This window comes from Myxococcus sp. MH1 (assembly GCF_059738865.1).
In genome coordinates this window covers 2,601,594-2,618,465 of the sequence record NZ_AP026947.1, presented here as the reverse complement: position 1 = coordinate 2,618,465, position 16,872 = coordinate 2,601,594, and the positions used below count along the sequence as shown (strand labels likewise).

The 16,872-nt window shown below is 69.2% G+C and carries 16 protein-coding genes and 1 pseudogene; 7 read left to right on the top strand and 10 right to left on the bottom strand.

Annotated elements, in window-relative coordinates:
• Positions 1-28 precede the first annotated feature (28 nt).
• Positions 29-1,207 carry an FAD-dependent oxidoreductase gene (locus AC6JA9_RS10720; protein WP_223785456.1) on the bottom strand — a complete coding sequence of 393 codons (1,179 nt, stop codon included), beginning with the start codon at positions 1,205-1,207 and terminating at the stop codon, positions 29-31.
• A 39-nt stretch (positions 1,208-1,246) separates the two neighbouring features.
• Positions 1,247-3,010, bottom strand: coding sequence for a flavin monoamine oxidase family protein (locus tag AC6JA9_RS10715; protein WP_497959619.1), 1,764 nt, complete (start codon positions 3,008-3,010; stop codon positions 1,247-1,249).
• Between the two features lie 336 nt (positions 3,011-3,346).
• On the opposite strand from AC6JA9_RS10715, the gene AC6JA9_RS10710 reads away from it, so the two are divergent.
• Entirely contained in the window at positions 3,347-3,706 is a 360-nt protein-coding gene (locus tag AC6JA9_RS10710; protein WP_223750220.1) for a DUF1428 domain-containing protein, read from the top strand.
• A gap of 22 nt (positions 3,707-3,728) precedes the next feature.
• Here the strand turns inward: AC6JA9_RS10710 and AC6JA9_RS10705 are convergent, their stop codons facing one another.
• Both AC6JA9_RS10705 and AC6JA9_RS10700 read right to left on the bottom strand, forming a co-directional pair.
• On the bottom strand, positions 3,729-4,217 hold the full coding sequence (locus AC6JA9_RS10705; RefSeq protein ID WP_497959618.1) for an outer membrane protein assembly factor BamB family protein: 489 nt from the start codon (positions 4,215-4,217) through the stop codon (positions 3,729-3,731).
• A gap of 22 nt (positions 4,218-4,239) precedes the next feature.
• On the bottom strand, positions 4,240-5,166 hold the full coding sequence (locus AC6JA9_RS10700; protein ID WP_497959617.1) for a zinc metalloprotease: 927 nt from the start codon (positions 5,164-5,166) through the stop codon (positions 4,240-4,242).
• An 82-nt stretch (positions 5,167-5,248) separates the two neighbouring features.
• Between AC6JA9_RS10700 and AC6JA9_RS10695 the strand changes: the two genes are divergently transcribed.
• Positions 5,249-6,547, top strand: coding sequence for a hypothetical protein (locus AC6JA9_RS10695; protein WP_497959616.1), 1,299 nt, complete (start codon positions 5,249-5,251; stop codon positions 6,545-6,547).
• 21 nt (positions 6,548-6,568) lie between these two features.
• Here the strand turns inward: AC6JA9_RS10695 and AC6JA9_RS10690 are convergent, their stop codons facing one another.
• Positions 6,569-7,840: an MFS transporter gene (locus AC6JA9_RS10690; RefSeq protein WP_497959615.1), complete on the bottom strand. Its 1,272-nt coding sequence runs from the start codon at positions 7,838-7,840 to the stop codon at positions 6,569-6,571.
• Between the two features lie 105 nt (positions 7,841-7,945).
• On the opposite strand from AC6JA9_RS10690, the gene AC6JA9_RS10685 reads away from it, so the two are divergent.
• Positions 7,946-8,920, top strand: a complete 975-nt coding sequence (locus AC6JA9_RS10685; RefSeq protein ID WP_223750215.1) for a LysR family transcriptional regulator — start codon at positions 7,946-7,948, stop codon at positions 8,918-8,920.
• 234 nt (positions 8,921-9,154) lie between these two features.
• Complete coding sequence (locus tag AC6JA9_RS10680) at positions 9,155-9,484, top strand: hypothetical protein (protein ID WP_408891337.1); 330 nt, start codon at positions 9,155-9,157, stop codon at positions 9,482-9,484.
• Between the two features lie 78 nt (positions 9,485-9,562).
• Here the strand turns inward: AC6JA9_RS10680 and AC6JA9_RS10675 are convergent, their stop codons facing one another.
• Both AC6JA9_RS10675 and AC6JA9_RS10670 read right to left on the bottom strand, forming a co-directional pair.
• Positions 9,563-10,462, bottom strand: a complete 900-nt coding sequence (locus AC6JA9_RS10675) for a nucleoside hydrolase (RefSeq protein ID WP_223785448.1) — start codon at positions 10,460-10,462, stop codon at positions 9,563-9,565.
• A 169-nt stretch (positions 10,463-10,631) separates the two neighbouring features.
• Complete coding sequence (locus tag AC6JA9_RS10670; RefSeq protein ID WP_223750212.1) at positions 10,632-11,294, bottom strand: hypothetical protein; 663 nt, start codon at positions 11,292-11,294, stop codon at positions 10,632-10,634.
• Positions 11,295-11,990: 696 nt separating this feature from the next.
• On the opposite strand from AC6JA9_RS10670, the gene AC6JA9_RS10665 reads away from it, so the two are divergent.
• On the top strand, positions 11,991-13,541 hold the full coding sequence (locus AC6JA9_RS10665; RefSeq protein ID WP_223752030.1) for a pectate lyase: 1,551 nt from the start codon (positions 11,991-11,993) through the stop codon (positions 13,539-13,541).
• A 192-nt stretch (positions 13,542-13,733) separates the two neighbouring features.
• Here AC6JA9_RS10665 and curA read toward each other — a convergent pair whose 3' ends face one another.
• Positions 13,734-14,771: an NADPH-dependent curcumin/dihydrocurcumin reductase gene (gene curA, locus AC6JA9_RS10660; RefSeq protein WP_408891340.1), complete on the bottom strand. Its 1,038-nt coding sequence runs from the start codon at positions 14,769-14,771 to the stop codon at positions 13,734-13,736.
• A 27-nt stretch (positions 14,772-14,798) separates the two neighbouring features.
• A complete protein-coding gene (locus AC6JA9_RS10655; RefSeq protein WP_223752032.1) occupies positions 14,799-15,392 on the bottom strand; it encodes a TetR/AcrR family transcriptional regulator in 594 nt (197 codons plus the stop codon).
• A 96-nt stretch (positions 15,393-15,488) separates the two neighbouring features.
• Between AC6JA9_RS10655 and AC6JA9_RS10650 the strand changes: the two are divergent.
• Positions 15,489-15,617 (top strand): annotated as a pseudogene (locus AC6JA9_RS10650) (TetR family transcriptional regulator); the annotation flags it as partial.
• A gap of 346 nt (positions 15,618-15,963) precedes the next feature.
• Positions 15,964-16,362, top strand: coding sequence for a TolC family protein (locus AC6JA9_RS10645; RefSeq protein ID WP_223785516.1), 399 nt, complete (start codon positions 15,964-15,966; stop codon positions 16,360-16,362).
• Positions 16,363-16,461: 99 nt separating this feature from the next.
• Here the strand turns inward: AC6JA9_RS10645 and AC6JA9_RS10640 are convergent, their stop codons facing one another.
• Positions 16,462-16,806, bottom strand: a complete 345-nt coding sequence (locus tag AC6JA9_RS10640; RefSeq protein WP_046711907.1) for a winged helix-turn-helix transcriptional regulator — start codon at positions 16,804-16,806, stop codon at positions 16,462-16,464.
• Positions 16,807-16,872: the final 66 nt, after the last annotated feature.

Sequence of the window (16,872 nt, the reverse complement as noted above, 5' to 3'; positions counted from 1 at the left end):
ACCTCTGGGTGCTTTCGGGGTGGAGTGCTCAGCGGGGCCGGAGGATTCCGGGCCGCTGGATGGAGAAGGGCTGGATGTTGGTGCGGGTGACGCCCGTGAGCGCGAGCTCCGACAGGATTCGGCCGAGCAGCGGCGCGAACTTGAACGCCTGCCCCGTGTCACCGGTGAACAGCAGCACGTCCGGGTGCCCGGGGAGGACATCCAGCACGAAGTTCAGGTCGGGCGTCATCGTGTAGAGACAGCCCACCGGGTCCACCGCCAGGGACTGCAGCCCCCGGAAGTGCTCGCGCATGAAGGTGTTGAGCAGGTCCACCATGCGCGGGTCCGCCTGGGGCGGCGAGGTGGGCGGCAGCGGGGACTTCAGGAAGGTGAAGTCGGTGCCCACCTTGATGCGGCCGGGCGTCAACAGCGGCGGCAGCCCGTAGTACGTCGTCGTGTCGTCCCCGGGGAACTTCGGCGCGCCGAAGTAGAACCAGAGCGGATACGTGTACTGGGACGGGGACACCTCGAAATAGGCATACGTCATGCTCCAGATTTCGAGCGCGAGCTGGATGTTCAGGCTGTCGAGCACGCCGTTGGTCCACGCGGACGGCACCAGGATGAGCTTCTTGCCGGTGTACGTCCCCTGCGCGGTGGTGACGGTGACCTGGCCGGGCGCGTCCTGGATGCGGCTGACCGTCCGGCGCGGAATCATGTCCACGCCCCGCTCGCGGCACTGGTCGGCGAGCGCGCGGAGCGCCCGGTCCGCCGCGATGACACCCGCCTGGGGCTGCACCAGGCCCACCACGTCGTCGCTCAGGCCCTGGAGCACGGAAAAGCGCTCCGGGAAGTCCGCCGCGGTGAGGCGCTGGAAGGGCAGGCCCTGCTCCTCCAGGACGGCCTCGGAGTCCTTCAAGTCCCCTTCGGGCGTGTCCACGCCGCTGGGCGGGCCGAAGAACAGGAGCGAGGTGTCGTTGAGGATGCCGTTCAGGCCGCTGTCCGACTCCAGCTCCCGCCAGAGCGGATAGGCGGACTGCGCGAGCAGGGACAGGTGCGGGTCCGAGTACATCACCCGGAAGAAGCGCGACTCGCCCTTCGAGGAGAAGAAGTCGTTGTCGAAGTCGAACTGGTCCAACAGCAGGACCTTCTTGCCGGCCTTCGAGCACCACCAGGCCGCGGACAGACCGATGGCGCCCGCGCCCACGACGACCACGTCATAGGAGTCCATGTCTTCGTCTGCTTTCGTTTCGAAGGAGGGTGTCTGTCGTTACCAGCCGAGGTAGTACTGGCTGTCCAACCAGGCGGGCCACGCGAGCCCGAAGTGCGCCTGGAGCATCTTCTCCGCCTCGCAGAAGGCGCCCTCCACCCAGCCCTGCTGGTCCGAGTAGGCCTCGCCGCAGATGTGGAGGTGCTCGTCCGGGTCCGGCCGGCGCATGAAGGGCATCACGTCCCGCACGCTCACCCCGGCGCGCCACGCGTGATAGCCGCCGCCATAGGGGTCCTCCGTCCAGTTGCGGAAGTAGGAGACGTACGGCTGGGGGACGGGGTTCGCGGGCCCGTGCAGCTCCTGGAGCTGGCTCACGGCCTCCGCCACCATCACCGCCGGGGCCTGCAGGTCCTCCACCTGGGCCAGCGCCTCGCGTGAGGCCAGGGCCGTGGGCCGGGGCTTGAAGCGCTCGAGCCGCTGGTGGGGCGAGTCCATCAGCGCGGACCAGAAGGGCGTGGTCCGCATGTCGTTGTAGCTGGCGAGCAGGATGGAGTGGCTGTTCACAGGGTCGGTGCCGAAGTAGTAGCACTGCCGCATGGGCAGGTCGGTGATGGACTCGCCCGCCACGGCCTGGAACTCCTGGTTCCACCAGGGGGACTCGAAGCCCATCAGCAGCTTGAAGGACGGCTCGGAGATGACGGCGTCCAGGTTCTTGCGCACCTGCGCGCTCACCTGGGGCCTGGTGAAGAACCGGTCCGCGCCAATCAGCTCCAGCGCGCGGCGGGGCATCGCGAGCACCACGGCATTGGCATACACCGTCCACGACTTGCCGCTCTGGACGTTGTTCAGGGTGAGGACATACCGGTACGGGCTGCCCTCCGGCGCGGCGGTGAGCGCCGTCAGGCCGTTCTGTCCCCAGAGGTGGGCGCGCTTGCCGCTCGGGTCCTGGGCGACGAAGCGCTGGGCGAGCGTGTTGCCCAGCTGGTCATAGCCGCCGTTCAGCGTCTGGTATTCCACGCTCGCCAGGGAGAAGTCGCCCACGAGGTACGGAAAGGCCTCCGCGGCGTTCCAGTTGATGGTGTTGGAGTAGTAGCCGCCGGCCACGGCCAGGAACTCGTAGGCCTCCTGGCCCACCTGGTCCTTGAGGAGGTTCCAGAAGCCCAGATCATTGACCTTCTTGCCCTGGTAGGGCCCCGGCTTGCGGTAGGTCAGGTTGGGTTTGATGTCGTCCCAGTCCCGGGCGGTGAGCTCGAAGGAGTAGTCGTAGGGAGGGGTGAACTTCACCTGGTTCGCGTAGCGCTCCTGGAACCAGGGGTCTGCCATGAGGACGTCGTAGATGACCTTGTTGAAGAGCTGGTCCGAGTCGAAGCCCACCACGTCGTCGGGCAGGAAGTAGCGCGTCTTGAACGTGCGGCGGTCCGCCTGGGCGTTCGCCCACTCGTCGGCCTTGAAGCGCTGGCCGCGCAGGTAGCGGTAGTGGTTCTTGTCGTCGCCCAGGGGGAAGTCCTGGGGCGTCAGCTCCTGGGAGAAGACCTCCGAGATGAGCGAGTTGACGATGACATGCGATTGCAGATAGCGCATGCCGCCAATCTCCGCCGCCAGGGAGACGCCGGGCAGGAAGACCGACTCGATGCGGCCGCCCAATCGCTCGCTCAATTCGAAGACGTGCACCGAGGATGGGCGCGTGCCGCCCTCCGCGAGGTCGCCGACGAGCAGCCGCCAGCCCGTGTAGAGCCCGGAGACGCCCGCACCGATGATGGCGACGTCGAGCTGGAGCCCGTCGTCCATTCCCGGGTCCATCGGGGGTGGATTCACTCGCGACATGTCTGCCTCTCAGGGGATGGGGCACCGCGCCCTATTTCAGGGAATTCCAGTGCAATCCCTGCACCACCAATTTCACGACTGCCTTTCGTCTGCCTTCAAGGACTTGCGGCGCGGCGGGGGCAGGCATTGACGTGTCAGGCTTCAGCCGCCTCGGGCGGACGACGCAGGGCGCTGACACGTCATGGACGGCGCGGACACGTCAACGCCCGGAGAGCCCCTGACGAGGAAAATTCCGGGCTGGACGTGATTGGGGGTCCGTGTCGATCTTCCCAGCGGATATTCGTCGCCGATTTGAAGGCGCCTTTTCGGCACCCTCTCGCACCTGGAGGAGCTCCCATGTCCTACATCGATGGTTTCGTCATCGCCGTGCCGACCGCGAACAAGGAGAAGTTCATCGACCACGCCCGCAAGGGCGACCCCGTCTTCATGAAGTACGGGGCCCTGCGCGTGCTCGAGTGTTGGGGGGACGACGTGCCGAGCGGCAAGCTCACCGACTTCCGCCGGGCCGTGCAGGCCAAGGATGACGAGACGGTGGTCTTCTCCTGGGTCGAGTGGCCCGACAAGGCCACGCGCGACGCCGGCATGGCGAAGATGATGGAAGACCCCGACATGAGCCCGGAGAAGAACCCGATGCCGTTCGACGGCGCGCGGATGATCTACGGCGGCTTCGCGCCGGTGGTCGAGCTGAAGAAGTAGCCAGGTCGAAAGCGCCGGGGGCTCAGGTCAAGAGCCGCCCCCGCGCGCCCTCGACGACCAGCTGCAGCAGGGGCGAATGCAGCCCGCCGCCGCCATGCTCGCTGACGCGGCTCCACTGGGGCTCGCCGGAGTCCGCGTCGAACGCCGTCAGGGTCTCCCGGTGCGAGACGATGACCTGCCCCTGCTCGACGAGCATCGTTCCGCCGGCGAACGTCGACGACTGCTCGGAGTCCACGCGCTGGGCCCAGAGCAGGCGCCCGCTCCCGGCGTCGAGCGCGTGGACCTCCAGGAAGCCCCTCTTCGTGAACGTCCCCTCGGCCCCGCCGGAGAACACGAACACGCGCCCCTCGCGCAGCTCCGCGTACGTCGGCCGGGGCCGCACGCCCGGCACCGACTTGCCGGGCACGGCGAAGGTCCACACCGTGTCGCCGCTGGCGCGCTCATACGCCGCGACGAGTCCGTTGAAGGCCGTGATGAGCAGGGAGCCGGGTGCTGGCGAGGTGTCGTTCATGCCACGCCGGGATACCACAACCCTATTGCGCCAGCGTGGAGCGGTACGAGGCCAGGGTGCACCGCATGCGCTGCACCTGCTCCGCGGTGAAGCCCGTCATGCACGCGTCATCCGTCAGCTCCATGTAGTTCTGCACCGGGACGGGCGCGCCCCCACAGCTGGTGAGCCCCACGGGGCAGCCCTTGTGGGACGTGACGTTGGGCGCCGTGTCACAGATGCGGTCGCCCGTGGTGTAGCAAGCCGGCGCCGTGGCGATGCCACAGCCCTCGTAGTACGTGTGGAACAGGCCCAGGTAGTGGCCCACCTCGTGCGTGACGGTCCTCCCCTGGTGATACGGCACCACGGGCCCCACGCGGCCGAAGGCCAGCCAGTTGATGACCACCCGGTCCTGCGGCTGCCCCACCGCGCCCGAGGGGTCCGCGGGGAGGAACGGCACATACCCGCGCGAGCCGCCCGCGCTGTTCGTGTAGAGGTTCAGGTAGCGCGTCGGGTCCCACGCAATGGTGTTCCAGTAGCTGCCCTGGTCCTGGTACCAGGTCGTGTTGCAATAGCGCTGGATGCCCGTCGTCGGGTTGCCCGCGGGGTCCTCGGTGGCGAGGAAGAACTCCAGCTTGCTGTCCACGCCCGCGGCCCCCGGCGTCCCTGTCAGCGCGCGGAAGTCCTCATTGAGGACCGTGATTTGACTGTGCACCAGCGCGTCCGAGATGTTGCCGTTCGCGCACGCCGCATCCGAGATGAGGTGCACCACCACCGGGATGCGCCGCACCGTGGTGGGCTGCCACAGCGGCCCGGGCACGGTCTGCGCCAGGGAGCAATCCGAGGGCGTGAAGCTGGCCACGCGCAGCGCGGCCGCAGGCTCGGGCGCGACACAGCGGTCCGCGTGCGGCGAGAAGACATCCGAGGAGAACAGCGCCAGGACGGAGGACACGAGGGCATGGGCTGGGGGCATGGGCCTCACGCTACCGAGCCACGCTGACGCCTTCCAGGTGGCCGGGGTGGGCGCATGGGGGGTGGAATGGTAGGAAGAAGGAATGGCTCGCGCTCGTCCCACATCGCCACGCTGCCCTCGGTGCAACGCGCCGTTCACCCTGGTCGCCGAGCAGGTGTTGTACACCTGTCACTACTGCAACGCGTCCATCGATACGCGGGGAGAGCAGGCTCCGCGTCCGCTCTATCAAGCTCCGTCAGCGACGGGGCCCAACAGGTTGCCGCTCGTCCTGGGCGCGGGGATTGCCGTCATGCTGCTGGGCTCCGCGGCGGGCTTCTTCGCCATGGCGTCCTCGAGCGACTCCTACACGCCCCCGCCCGCGCGCGCCGAGCCACCCCCACCGCCCCCCACCGCGCAGGTGCCGCCCGCGCCGCCCCCGAAGCCGAGGTTCGCGTGGGACATGGACAACACCCCCACGGTGACGGACGTCAACGGGGACGGCACGGACGACATCATCGGGACCATTCGTCGCGGCACGTCGTTCGACCGCTATTCCACGGCCGCCTTCGACGGGAAGACGCTCGAGCCCCTCTGGGAGGTGCCCATCGAAGGCGCGGCCCCCACGGACCTCGCCTCCCGCGAGCGCTACATCCGGCAGGGACCTCGGCTGGTGCGACGGGAGGCCATGGCGGTGAGCCTGCTGGAGCTGGCCACTGGCAAGGTGGTGGGGCGCGTGGCGCTGTCAGACAAGCCCGACAAGCTCTGCATCCCCCAGGGGGACACCTCCTCCGTGTGGGTCTCGGTGATGGACCAGCAGAACATCCTGCTCGACACGACGACGGCGACCGCGCGCCCCGCCTCCCAGACTCCGCCCAACTGTCAGCCCCCCGAGCGCGGCCGCTACGACTGCTCCCCCGCCATCCACCGGAAGACCCATCTGCCGTGCTCGCTCGCCCTCAAGGCCCCGCCCATCCCGGGCTTCCGAGGGCAATATCGCTACACGGCGCATGGGCTCGACGTGGTGCTGGGCGCCCGGAACCCGGGGACGCGCGTCCCCATGGCGGCGGTGTTCGAGAAGGGCGCGAAGGAGCCCCTGTGGCACGGCGCCATCGCCGACATGGACATCGAGCAGGTCTTGGAGACCACGCCGGAGGCCCTCGATATCTCCGAGGACGCCCTCTTCGTGGCCTACCGGCTGAGGGCCGGCGGCATGCACCTGGTCCGCCGGGACGTGAGGACGGGGGCCGTCGTCTGGGACGTGCCCATCCCCCGCTCCAAGGACGGCTCGCTCGTCACCAGCTTTCGCAAGCAGGGGGACCGGCTCTACGTGCCCCACTGGATGTGGCTGGATGTCTTCGACGCGAAGACGGGCAACGTGATTGGCACCCTCGGCACCTGGTAGCCGAGGGCGCCTTTCTGGGACTCAGCGAGCCGCCGACCACAGGCGCACCACCAGGGCCGCCAGCGCGGACACGGTCGCAAGCAACGTCACCGCGCCCCAGCCCCACCCGGCCAGCACGAGGCTGCCGCTCACCGCGCCCAGCGACATGCCGATGAACACGCAGACGAACAGCACCGCGTTGAGCCGGCTGCGCGCGGCGGGGTCGATGCCGAACACCATCGTCTGATGCGCCACCAGCGTCATCTGCACGCCCAGGTCGAAGCCAATCGCGCTGGCGCCGAACAACCACAGCCGCGCATCCGGCTGGAGCCACGGTGAGGCGAACATCGCGGCGAACGCCACCGCCGTCAGCCCCGCGCCCAGCCGCGTGACGAGCTCGGGCCCGAAGCGGTCCGACACGCGCCCGGCGATGGGCGCGCCCAGGGCCCCCGCCGCGCCCGCCAGGCCGAAGGCGCCCGCCGCCGCGCTGCCCAGGTGGAACGGCGCGCCATGCAGCATCACCGCGAGCGTGGACCAGAACGCGCTGAAGCCCACCGAGAGCAGCCCCTGGGCCAGCGCGGCCCGGCGCAGCGCCCCGTGCTTGCGCCACAGGCCCACGAGCGAGCCGAGCAGCGCGCCGTAGGACAGCGTGCTCGTCGGACGGAAGGCCGGCAGCCCGCGCCACACCACCGCGCCAATCACCACCACGCTGCCCGCGGCCATCAGGTACATGGCGCGCCAGCCGAGCTGCTCGGCCACCACGCCGCTGACGACGCGCGAGAGCAGGATGCCGAGCAGCAGGCCCGTCATCACCGTCCCGACGACACCTCCGCGCTCCTTCTCGGGAGCCAGGGTGGCCGCGGCGGGCACGATGTCCTGCGCCACCGTCGCCGTGAGCCCCACCACGAAGCTCACCACCAGCAGCGGACCGATGGCGGGCGCCAGGCCGCTGAGCAGCAGCGCCACCGCGAGCAGGCCGACCTTGATGAGGATGATGCGGCGCCGGTCGAAGCGGTCCCCCAGCGGCGTCAGCAGCAGGATGCCCAGCGCGTAGCCCAGCTGGGTGAGCGTGGGCAAGAGTCCCACCACCGTGTCCGAGGCGCCGATGGAGGAGCCCATCACCCCCAGCATCGGCTGGCTGTAGTAGAGCGAGGCCACCGAGAACCCGGCGCTCGCCGCCAAAAGCAGGCGCAGCCCCCTCGACATCGAGCCCGAGTCTCCGGGGCCCACCAGGGTGAGCCGAGGCGCGCGGGCCTCGTCCGAGGGCAGCGCGCCTCTTCCGGCGGGTTCATGTACAGCGCGAATGAAGGACATGACGTTCACCTGGGTTGCTGCGAGTCGAGGTGAAGGTGTCCCAGAGCGGCGGTCCACGGTAGTAGCGGGGTCCGCACAGCGGATATACGCTCCACGTATAACGCCATGCCCCGCCCCCCCAAGTCCGCTCGGCCGCGTGCCCTCCCGAAGCCGCCGCCCACCACCGCCGACCGGCTCGAGCTGATGCAGACCTTCCTGCGCATCGTCGACGCCGGGAGCCTGTCCTCGGCCGCCGCGCAGCTCGGCACCACGCAGCCCACGGTGAGCCGTCGCCTCCAGGCGCTGGAGCGCTCGCTCGGCCTGCGGCTGCTGCAGCGCTCCACCCACGCGATGAAGCTCACCGAGGACGGCGCGCGCTGCTACGAGCGGGCGAAGGAGCTGCTCGCCAACTGGGAGATGTTCGAGGCCGACCTGCGCGGCGCGAGCGACGAGCCGGAGGGCACGCTGCGCGTCGTCGTCCCCCACGCCTTCGGCCAGCAGCTCCTGGTGGAGCCGCTGACGGAGTACCTGCACCGGCACCCGCGCGTCAGCGTCGAGTGGCTGCTGCACGACCGCGCGGTGGACTTCATCGCGGACGGCATCGACTGCGCGATTCACGTCGGCGAGGTGAAGGACCCCAGCGTGGTGGCCATCCGCGTGGCGGAGGTGCCGCGCATCGTCGCCGCCGCGCCCTCGGTGCTGACGGGGCGCTCCCGGCCCACCCACCCCGACGAGCTGGCGCGACTGCCCTGGCTGTCGCTGCGCACCTTCTATCGCAACGAGCTGTCATTGACCCACGTGGCCACGGGTGAGGCCCAGCCCATCGTCTTCCAGCCGCGCCTGAGCACCGACAGTCTCTATGCGCTCCGGAGCGCGGCGCTGAAGGGGCTCGGCATCTGCGTGGCCTCGGCGTGGGTGCTGCACGAGGACATCGTGAAGGGCCGGCTCGTCCACCTGGTGCCGGAGTGGCAGGCCTCCGCCCTGCCCATGTACCTGCTCTACCCCGCCGCGCGGTTCCATCCCGCGAGGCTGCGCAAGTTCGTGGCCCTGATGCGCGAGCTGATTCCCACGGCGCTCGCCGTGGCCACGCGCAAGCAGTGAGACCTCGCGAAACACAGACATCGCCTCCCCGCAGGTAGCCCCCGCAGACAGCGGGGCCCCGCCCGAGTTCCCCGGCACATCTCACCAGAATGCCACAGCCCGATTGTCTGATGCCCGCCGTTCGGGCCGACGCGTTTGTGTTCATCTATTTCGTGCCTTAGACATGGAGTGCTGGATTTATCCGAGAGTCCGGCGGCGCCCGCTGGCGTCTCACGTCCAAAGAAAGGCATGACCATGAAGAAGCTGCTCCTGGGAATGTTCCTGGCAACACTGTCGCTCGTCGGCTGTGGCACCGAGGAGGCGAACCTGCCGGAGACCGGACAGGTGATGACCATGGAGGATGGCCGCGAGCTGGTCATCGAGCAGCGGTCGGCCGAGCCCGGGGAGGAGGCGCCGGATGTCGATGCCGCCAACGTGAGTGTGGACGAGGACAGTCTCGCCTGCTGGGTGGTGCTCAACTATTGCCGGCACCCGGATACGGGGCGGCCGCATTGCACGGCCACCGGCTGCACCATCGCCCAGGCCATCAAGCATTGTCAGGCGCTCATCAGGAAGACCTGCTGAGCCTTCACCGCGGCAGACGCATGGGACCTCTCGGCCGTGGCCGAGAGGTCCGAAGGTGACAACGAATGGCACGGGGCTTCAGCGTGGAGCGGGCGGCTGGTCGAGTCCCACGAAGGTCCGGAAGAAGCGCTCGGGGTCCATGGCCACCGAGATGAAGGTCCGGGTGCCTTGTGCCAGCTCGGAGCCCCACTCCCCGCGCTCGCGCACCACCTCCACCTGTGCCCAGGTGACGATTCCGGGGTCGATGGCCGCGCACGCGGCGAGGGGGTCGTGCAGGAGCTTGCCTTCGGGCCGCTGCGCCAGGTAGCGCTCCATGGCTTCGAAGATGAGCGTAAGCCCGGGCGTCGCGGAGGCGTGGGGCTTCATGCGCTCGTGGAAGGCGCCGTCGTAGGCCACGCCATGGGTGACGTTCTTGGACACCAGCTCTCGGCGACCCACCCGGTCCGAGGACAGGGCCAGCAGCGCGCCCTTGGGGTCTCCGTTGAAGTTGAAGGTCGGGCAGGTGCGCAGGCCCGCGAACTTGGGCAGCCGGTGCTCCGGAGGGACCACGTTGTCGCCCGCGAAGCCGCCCTGCGCCACCCACCGGTGCAGGTGGACGTCCGGGTGGTGCTCCAGGAGCAGCCGCAGGTTCTGGAGCGGTGCGCCCGTCAACAGCGTCGCCTGGGGATACCGCCTGAGCGTGCGAGCCAGCACCTCGTGCGCCAGGGCATCCGGCGCGGCGGGAGCCAGCGGTCCCAGCCACTTCGTGTGGAAGGCGGAGAGGCTCTCCTTCTGTGATTCCGGATTGCGCGCGCCCACGGGCACGTCTCCCCGGCCAGCCCGCGCGAGCAGGTGCCTCACCATTCCCACCTGGGCGAGCGTGCCCGGCGTCACGGTCACCGCCCGCAGGGTGACGGCGGGGTGCGTGGCCAGCAGGCAGAGGGTGAGCGCGTCGTCGGGGTCGCTCGTCTCCATGTCGAAGAGGATGTCAAAGGCCATGAGTGACTCCGGGGCGTGACGTCCTCGTCGAAGCACGTCGGTGACGGGCGGCGGGGACGACGGATGAGGGGCTCACCCGTGCGTCGCGCCTGACGCACTGCTGGACGAGGTCCTGAACGGCTCGGGGCGGATTCGCGGCGAGCAGGACCTGGCTTCTGGCGACAGGCGTCTAGAGGATGGCCCTGACGAAGAGGGACGCGACCCACACGGCCCAGAGGAGCGAGAGGGCGAGCAGGACGGCGGCGATCGGCCGGACCCACGTCGGCGTCGGCGATTTGTCACGCCAGGGCAGGAGCATCAGGTAGCCGCCCGCCAGGGAGGGGATGGGGAGCAGGTTCAGGGACGCCATCCGCGCGCTCATGATGCCCCAGGCCCGGACCAGCTCTCCTTCACGGAGCAGGCCGACGAAGCGCTCCACGCGGCCCGGCAGCGCGGAGAGGTTGAACACGGCGGGGAAGCCCTCGGTGAATTGATGGAAGCCCTCCGCGGGCCCCAGGCACGCCATGGCGACGCCAATCTGCACGTACCAGGGCACCGCCAGGGCCAGTGCATGCAGCGGGGGTGGCAGCTTGAGCAGCCGGCTCCTGAGTGGCTCCGTGGAGCCCTCCTCGGCCTCTGGCACGAACGACGCGGAGCTGCCCAGGGTGATGGGATGCAGGCTCCAGCCGATGCCCGCCATGCGCCACGCCACCAACTGGGGCCCATAGCCGATGCGAACCACGAGGGGCCGAGCCCCGAGGGCGCTCGCCACCACCGCCTGCGCCAACGCCCACATCACGTTGACCGCGAGGAACAGCACCCACAGCCAGAAGAAGAGGGCGACCCTGTCCATGGGCGGAACTCTATCTTCTTCCCACGGGAAAGACCCCGGGTCGGTCCGGACGCCCGGTGCGCCCTGTCTCGATGACGCAACAGGGCACGACTCATGAGCGTGTGTCTTTAGCAATCGATTGTGACTGGAATCCCGGCGCCAGGAGGCGCCAACACCCAAGAGCGCCTCCCGGCCGCTGCTCACATCCCAGGCTCAGTATCTGAACGAGACCACTCCGCTGCAGCTCGTGCTGCCATAACAACCCGCGACGATGGTGTATGACCCCGAGGACAGAAGCCTCAGCGAGATGCTCGACGCCGTCCCACACACCCCGCCGAAGTCATCATTCCCCTAGCCCGAGGTCGAAGGCGCCCCTGACCAGACGAAGCGCCCTTCTTGCGCCTGGTCATTGAATGGACAAACCAAGGATTGCCGTCGAGCGCCGCAAACCACTCACACAGTCGTCTGTCAATGACTCCTCACGGGGCGCCCTCTGGCACACCCTCTTTTCACCTCAAATGCAAACATCCACCCCAACAGGGAGCGTCACGCCAGACCCAGCTTCATGATTGCGATTGCCGCGCCGGCGCCAATCCTCACAAGCGCGTCGAGCCCGCGATGACCACAGGGTCGAGGTCCATGTCCGCTTCCTCATCCTCGGGTGCGGCCGCCCCCAGCCACTACCCCGTCCCCTGTCAGAGGCTGTAAGCACGCCCCATGAGAAACCACGCCAGCCTCCTGCTCCTCCCGCTCCTCTCGCTGTTCGCCTGCGCTCCGACGGAGGGCCCGCCGGACGGTGAACCCCAGACGGGCGAGGCGCCCCAGGCCGCCGTGACGCCGCTGCGCGCGAAGGCGCTCGGGCGCATGCGCAACGCGGCGAAGTACTTCCACGACAACGTCGCGCGGCACGGCGGCTACGCGTGGCACCACAACGCCAGCAACCTGAGCGAGCGCTGGGGGGACATCCAGCTCGACGAAGAGCAGATCATGATTCAGTCCCCCGGCACGTCCGACGTCGCCATCGCCTTCGTCGAGGCCGCCCTCGCGGACCCCGCCACCCCCGCGCTCAAGACCTACGCGCTGGACACGGCGATGGCGCTGCGTCACGGACAGGTGAAGTCGGGAGGCTGGCGCCTCTACGCGGACTTCAAGCCGACGCCGACGCTGCGGGCATGCTACCTCAACACCACGGCGAGCTGTGGCTGCGGCGGCTGCTCCACCACGGCCTACGACGACCAGGTCACCCAGAACGCCCTCATCGCGATGATGCGCGTGGACCAGCTGCTCGGGTTCGCCAACGCGGACATCTCCAGCGCCTCGGCGTACGCCCGCGCGCGGATGGAGACCTCGCAGTACCCCACCCACGGCGGCTTTCCCCAGGGGTTCTCCGCCCCCGTCGCCGCCCGGCCCGCGCTGGTGGCGAGCTACCCTCCGTCCATCGGGACCTCCTGCGGCCTGGCCCAGTGCCACGCGAATGCGTACACCACCGAGTACTGGGATGACCCGACGCTGAACGACAACCTCGCGACCGCCTTCGTCGAGATGCTGTACTGGGCCCAGGAGGTCTACCCGGCCCGGGCCGCGACGTATCAGTCCATGCGCGCCGCCTTCGGCGACTTCCTGCGCCGGGCGCAGATGCCCCCGCCCCAGCCCGCGTGGGCACAGCAGTACGACGGCCAGATGCAGCCCCGCTGGGCGCGCAGCTGGGAGGCCCCCGCCATCGCCGGCCAGGAGAGCCAGGACGTCATGTGGGCCCTGCTCCGCCTCTACCAGCTCGACCCCAGCGTCCCCGCGAACCGCGATGCCGTCGCCACCGCCCTCGCCTACCTGGAGACGGTCGACTTCGCCAACGACACGCTCATCCACCGCTACATCGAGCTCGATGACACGGCCCCGTCGAACATCGGCTTCTACACCGTGAAGGCCGGTGGCTATCCGGTCCGCTTCTCCTCGGCGGCGCCCACCTACCAGAACTACGCCTGGGAGGTCCCCTCGCAGCTGGCCGCCCTCCGCGCCGAGTACACCCGGCTGGCGACCGACACCACCGTGATGAAGCGCACGTGCCAGCAGCTGCGCTACGACACGGCGCAGGCCGTCGACGCCGCCGTCAACAACGAGAAGTGGCTCACGACCTACAGCCCGGGTGGACCTCGCAGCGGCGCCACCCCCGGCGACTACCTCGACACGAGCACCTTCGTCCGGAACCTGCGCACCCTCGCCGAGTTCGTCACGCGCACCACGACCGACTGCACGGCATGGAATTACTGATGCATCCCTGATACCACTCGGCGGACCCGGACTCCGGGCCCTGCCCGGAATATCTCCGGCCCTGGAATCTTCATGGGACGTCGTCGTTCGGAGGCAGGCACCAGGCCGACGAATGGACCCGCATCGTCGGCGAACCGCGGGACCGGGGCGCTCGGGTCCCCGAGGACAGCCGCTACGTCTTCCCCGTCAAGCTCATCCCTCGCTGACGCGCACCACGAGCTTGCCGACGTTCTTCCCCTGGAGCATCCCGATGAACGCCCCCGGGGCGTTCTCCAACCCGTCCACGGTGTCCTCGAGCAGCTTCACGCGGCCCTCGGCCACCCACGCGTCCATGTCCCGGCGGAAGGCGTCGTAGCGGGCGCCATAGTGGTCGAGGATGATGAAGCCCTGCGCGCGGACGCGCTTCGTCTGGAAGACGGACATCACCTTCGGCAGCAGGTTCGGACCGGGTGGCGGCGCGTCCTCGTTGTAGCTGGCGATGGTCCCGCACAACGGCACGCGCGCGTGGTGGTTGAGCAGCGGCACCACCGCCTCGAACACCTCACCGCCCACGTTCTCGAAGTAGACGTCGATGCCGCGCGGGCAGGCGGCGGCCAGACGCTCGGCCAGCTTCGGCTCGCGCCGGTCCAGGCACACGTCGAAGCCCAGCACCTCCACGGCGTAGCGGCACTTGTCCGCCCCGCCCGCGATGCCCACCACCCGCGCGCCCTTCAGCTTCGCGACCTGCCCCACCACCGCGCCCACCGCCCCCGTCGCCGCGGCCACCACCACCGTCTCCCCCGCCTTCGGCTCCCCGATGTCGAGCAGCCCCACATGCGCGGTGAACCCGGGCATGCCGAGCACCCCGAGCGCCAGCGACGGCTGCTGCATCTCACCGAGCGCCACCAGGTCCTGCCCATCCGACAGCGCGTAGTCCTGCCAGCCCGCGTTGCCGAGCACCAGGTCCCCGACGCGGAAGCTGGGATTGCGCGAGGCGACGACGCGATTGACGGTGCCGCCCACCATCGGCGCCCCCACCGCGACCGAAGCATCGGCATACGCCGGAGGGACTTCATTCATCATCGGGCGCATGTACGGGTCGAGCGACAGGGACAGGGTGCGCAGCAGCACCTGCCCTTCGCCCGGCGTCGGCACGGCTGTCTCCTCGATGCGGAAGTGGGTGGACGTCGGAAGCCCACGCGGACGCGCTGCGAGGACGACTCGACGGTTGCGGACATCGCTCTGACTCATGGCTGCGGACTCCTGGGGTGTAGGGACCTACGAGATGCCCAACCGACGCCGCGTGTCGGCCATCGCCGTGTCCAGCGGGGCGCGGTCGCGGGAAATCTTCGCGAGCAGCCCGGCGCCGAGCCACGTCTGGTACAGCGCGAGCGCCAACGCCCGCGAGTGCTCCGTCGTCGTCAGCGAGCCGTCCTCGCGGCCCGCATCGAGACAGCGCTCCAACCGGTCGATGATGCCCTGCGTGCCGCGCTCCAACGCCGCGCGCATGCTCTCCGACAAATCACAGACCTCCGCGCCGAGCTTCACGACGAGACAGCGGCTCACCGCCGATTCGTCCGTCTGCGACGCGAACCAGTCCTGGAAGTACGCCATCAGCCGCTGTACGGAAGAGCCCGGCGCCGCCAGCAGCGCATCCATCCGCGACTGGTAGTCGGCGAAGTACGCGTCCAGCACCGCCTGGCCGAACGCCTCCTTGGAGCCGAAGTAGTAATAGAACGAGCCCTTGGGCACCTTCGCCGCCGCCAGCACCTCGGCCAGCCCCACCGCCGTGAAGCCCTTGCTCACCAGCAGCGGATGCGCCGCCTCGAGGATGTGTCGCCGGACGTCCTGGGAGGCCCCGCTCGCGCTCATGCGCCCATGGCTAACGACCAGTAGACCGGTCGTCTAGTCGTTCTTTCGTAGAGCAGGCGACCGCCAGGACATGAGCCCAGGACTTGCGCTGACTGAATGACCGGATTGCAAATCCAGTCAATGCGTTCCGACCCACGCACCGCCATCCTCAACGCCGCCGGAGAGGTCTTCGGCCGCTACGGCTTCAAGAAGGCCTCGGTCGAGGACATCGCCAAACGCGCCGGGGTGGGCAAGGGCAGCATCTACCTGCACTTCGAGAACAAGGAAGCCCTCTTCGAGGCCTGCGCCCAGCAGGAGTTCGCGCGGAGCCTGGCCGAGCTGCGGAGCAGGCTGCGCGACGCGAGGACGCCCGTGGAACAGGTCCGCGCCTACATCCACTGTCGCATGGAGCAGAACGGCCGGTCCCCCTCGGGGCAGCGCATCGACATGGCGACCCTGCTCGACCTCGGCGAGGCGGCGACCCACCTGATTCCCAAGATGGTGGACGACGAGACGGGCGTCCTGGCGGCCATCATCGAGAACGACGAACACGGCGGGCCTCACGGGACAGACGACCACGTGGACCGCGGGCCTGGCCCTGTCCTGGAACCTGTTCGACGGCGGGCTGCGCGAGGCCAACCTGCGCGAGTCCTCGGGCAAGATTGCCGAGGCCAACGCCGACCTGCGGGGCGCGGAGGAGCAGATTCGCGACCAGGTGCGCAAGGCGCGCGGCGAGCTGGAGACCGCCGAGGTCAACCTCGCCACGGCCGAGGAGCGGGTGAAGCTGGCCGTGGAGAGCGCGCGCCTGGCGAAGGAGAGCTTCGATGCCGGCGCCTCGACGTACCTCCAGGTGACGGACGTCAACGCGACACTCGCCAGCGCGCAGCTCTCCTCCGTGGCCGAGGCGCTCAACGTGCAGCTGTCACGGCTGGCCCTGGCGCGGGCGATGGGCCTGTTCGACCCCACCGGCCACTCGCTGGCGAAGCCGTAGAGTACCTGGGAGGCGCCGCGAGTGCCCGGGCCTGCCCCGCGTGCGGTGTCCCGTTCGTCGCGCCTCCGGGAGGCGACCTCTGAGTCCGTCACCCTGACCTCACGCCGCGCGCTGCAAGCGGCGCTTGTACCGGTCTCCCCAGTCGCGCAGGCCCAGGAGCACCGGCTCCAGCGAGCGGCCGAACGGGGTGAGCTCGTACTCCACGCGGGGCGGCACCTCCGGGTAGACGGTGCGCTTGACGAGCCCGTCCTCCTCCAGCTCGCGAAGCTGGAGCGTGAGCATGCGCTGGCTGCAGTTCGGCAGCCGCTTGCGCAGCTCCCCGAAGCGATGCGTGCCCTTGAGCAACCAGTACAGCACCACGCCCTTCCAGCGCCCACCGATGACGCCGAGGGCGGCCTCCACCGCGCAGTTCGTCTTCGAATCATCGTCGCGCTTGCGAGCCATGGTTCCCTTTTTGTGCGTACTGGCCAAACTTGTGCGTACTTGCGGAGAAATAACCCGAAACGTACG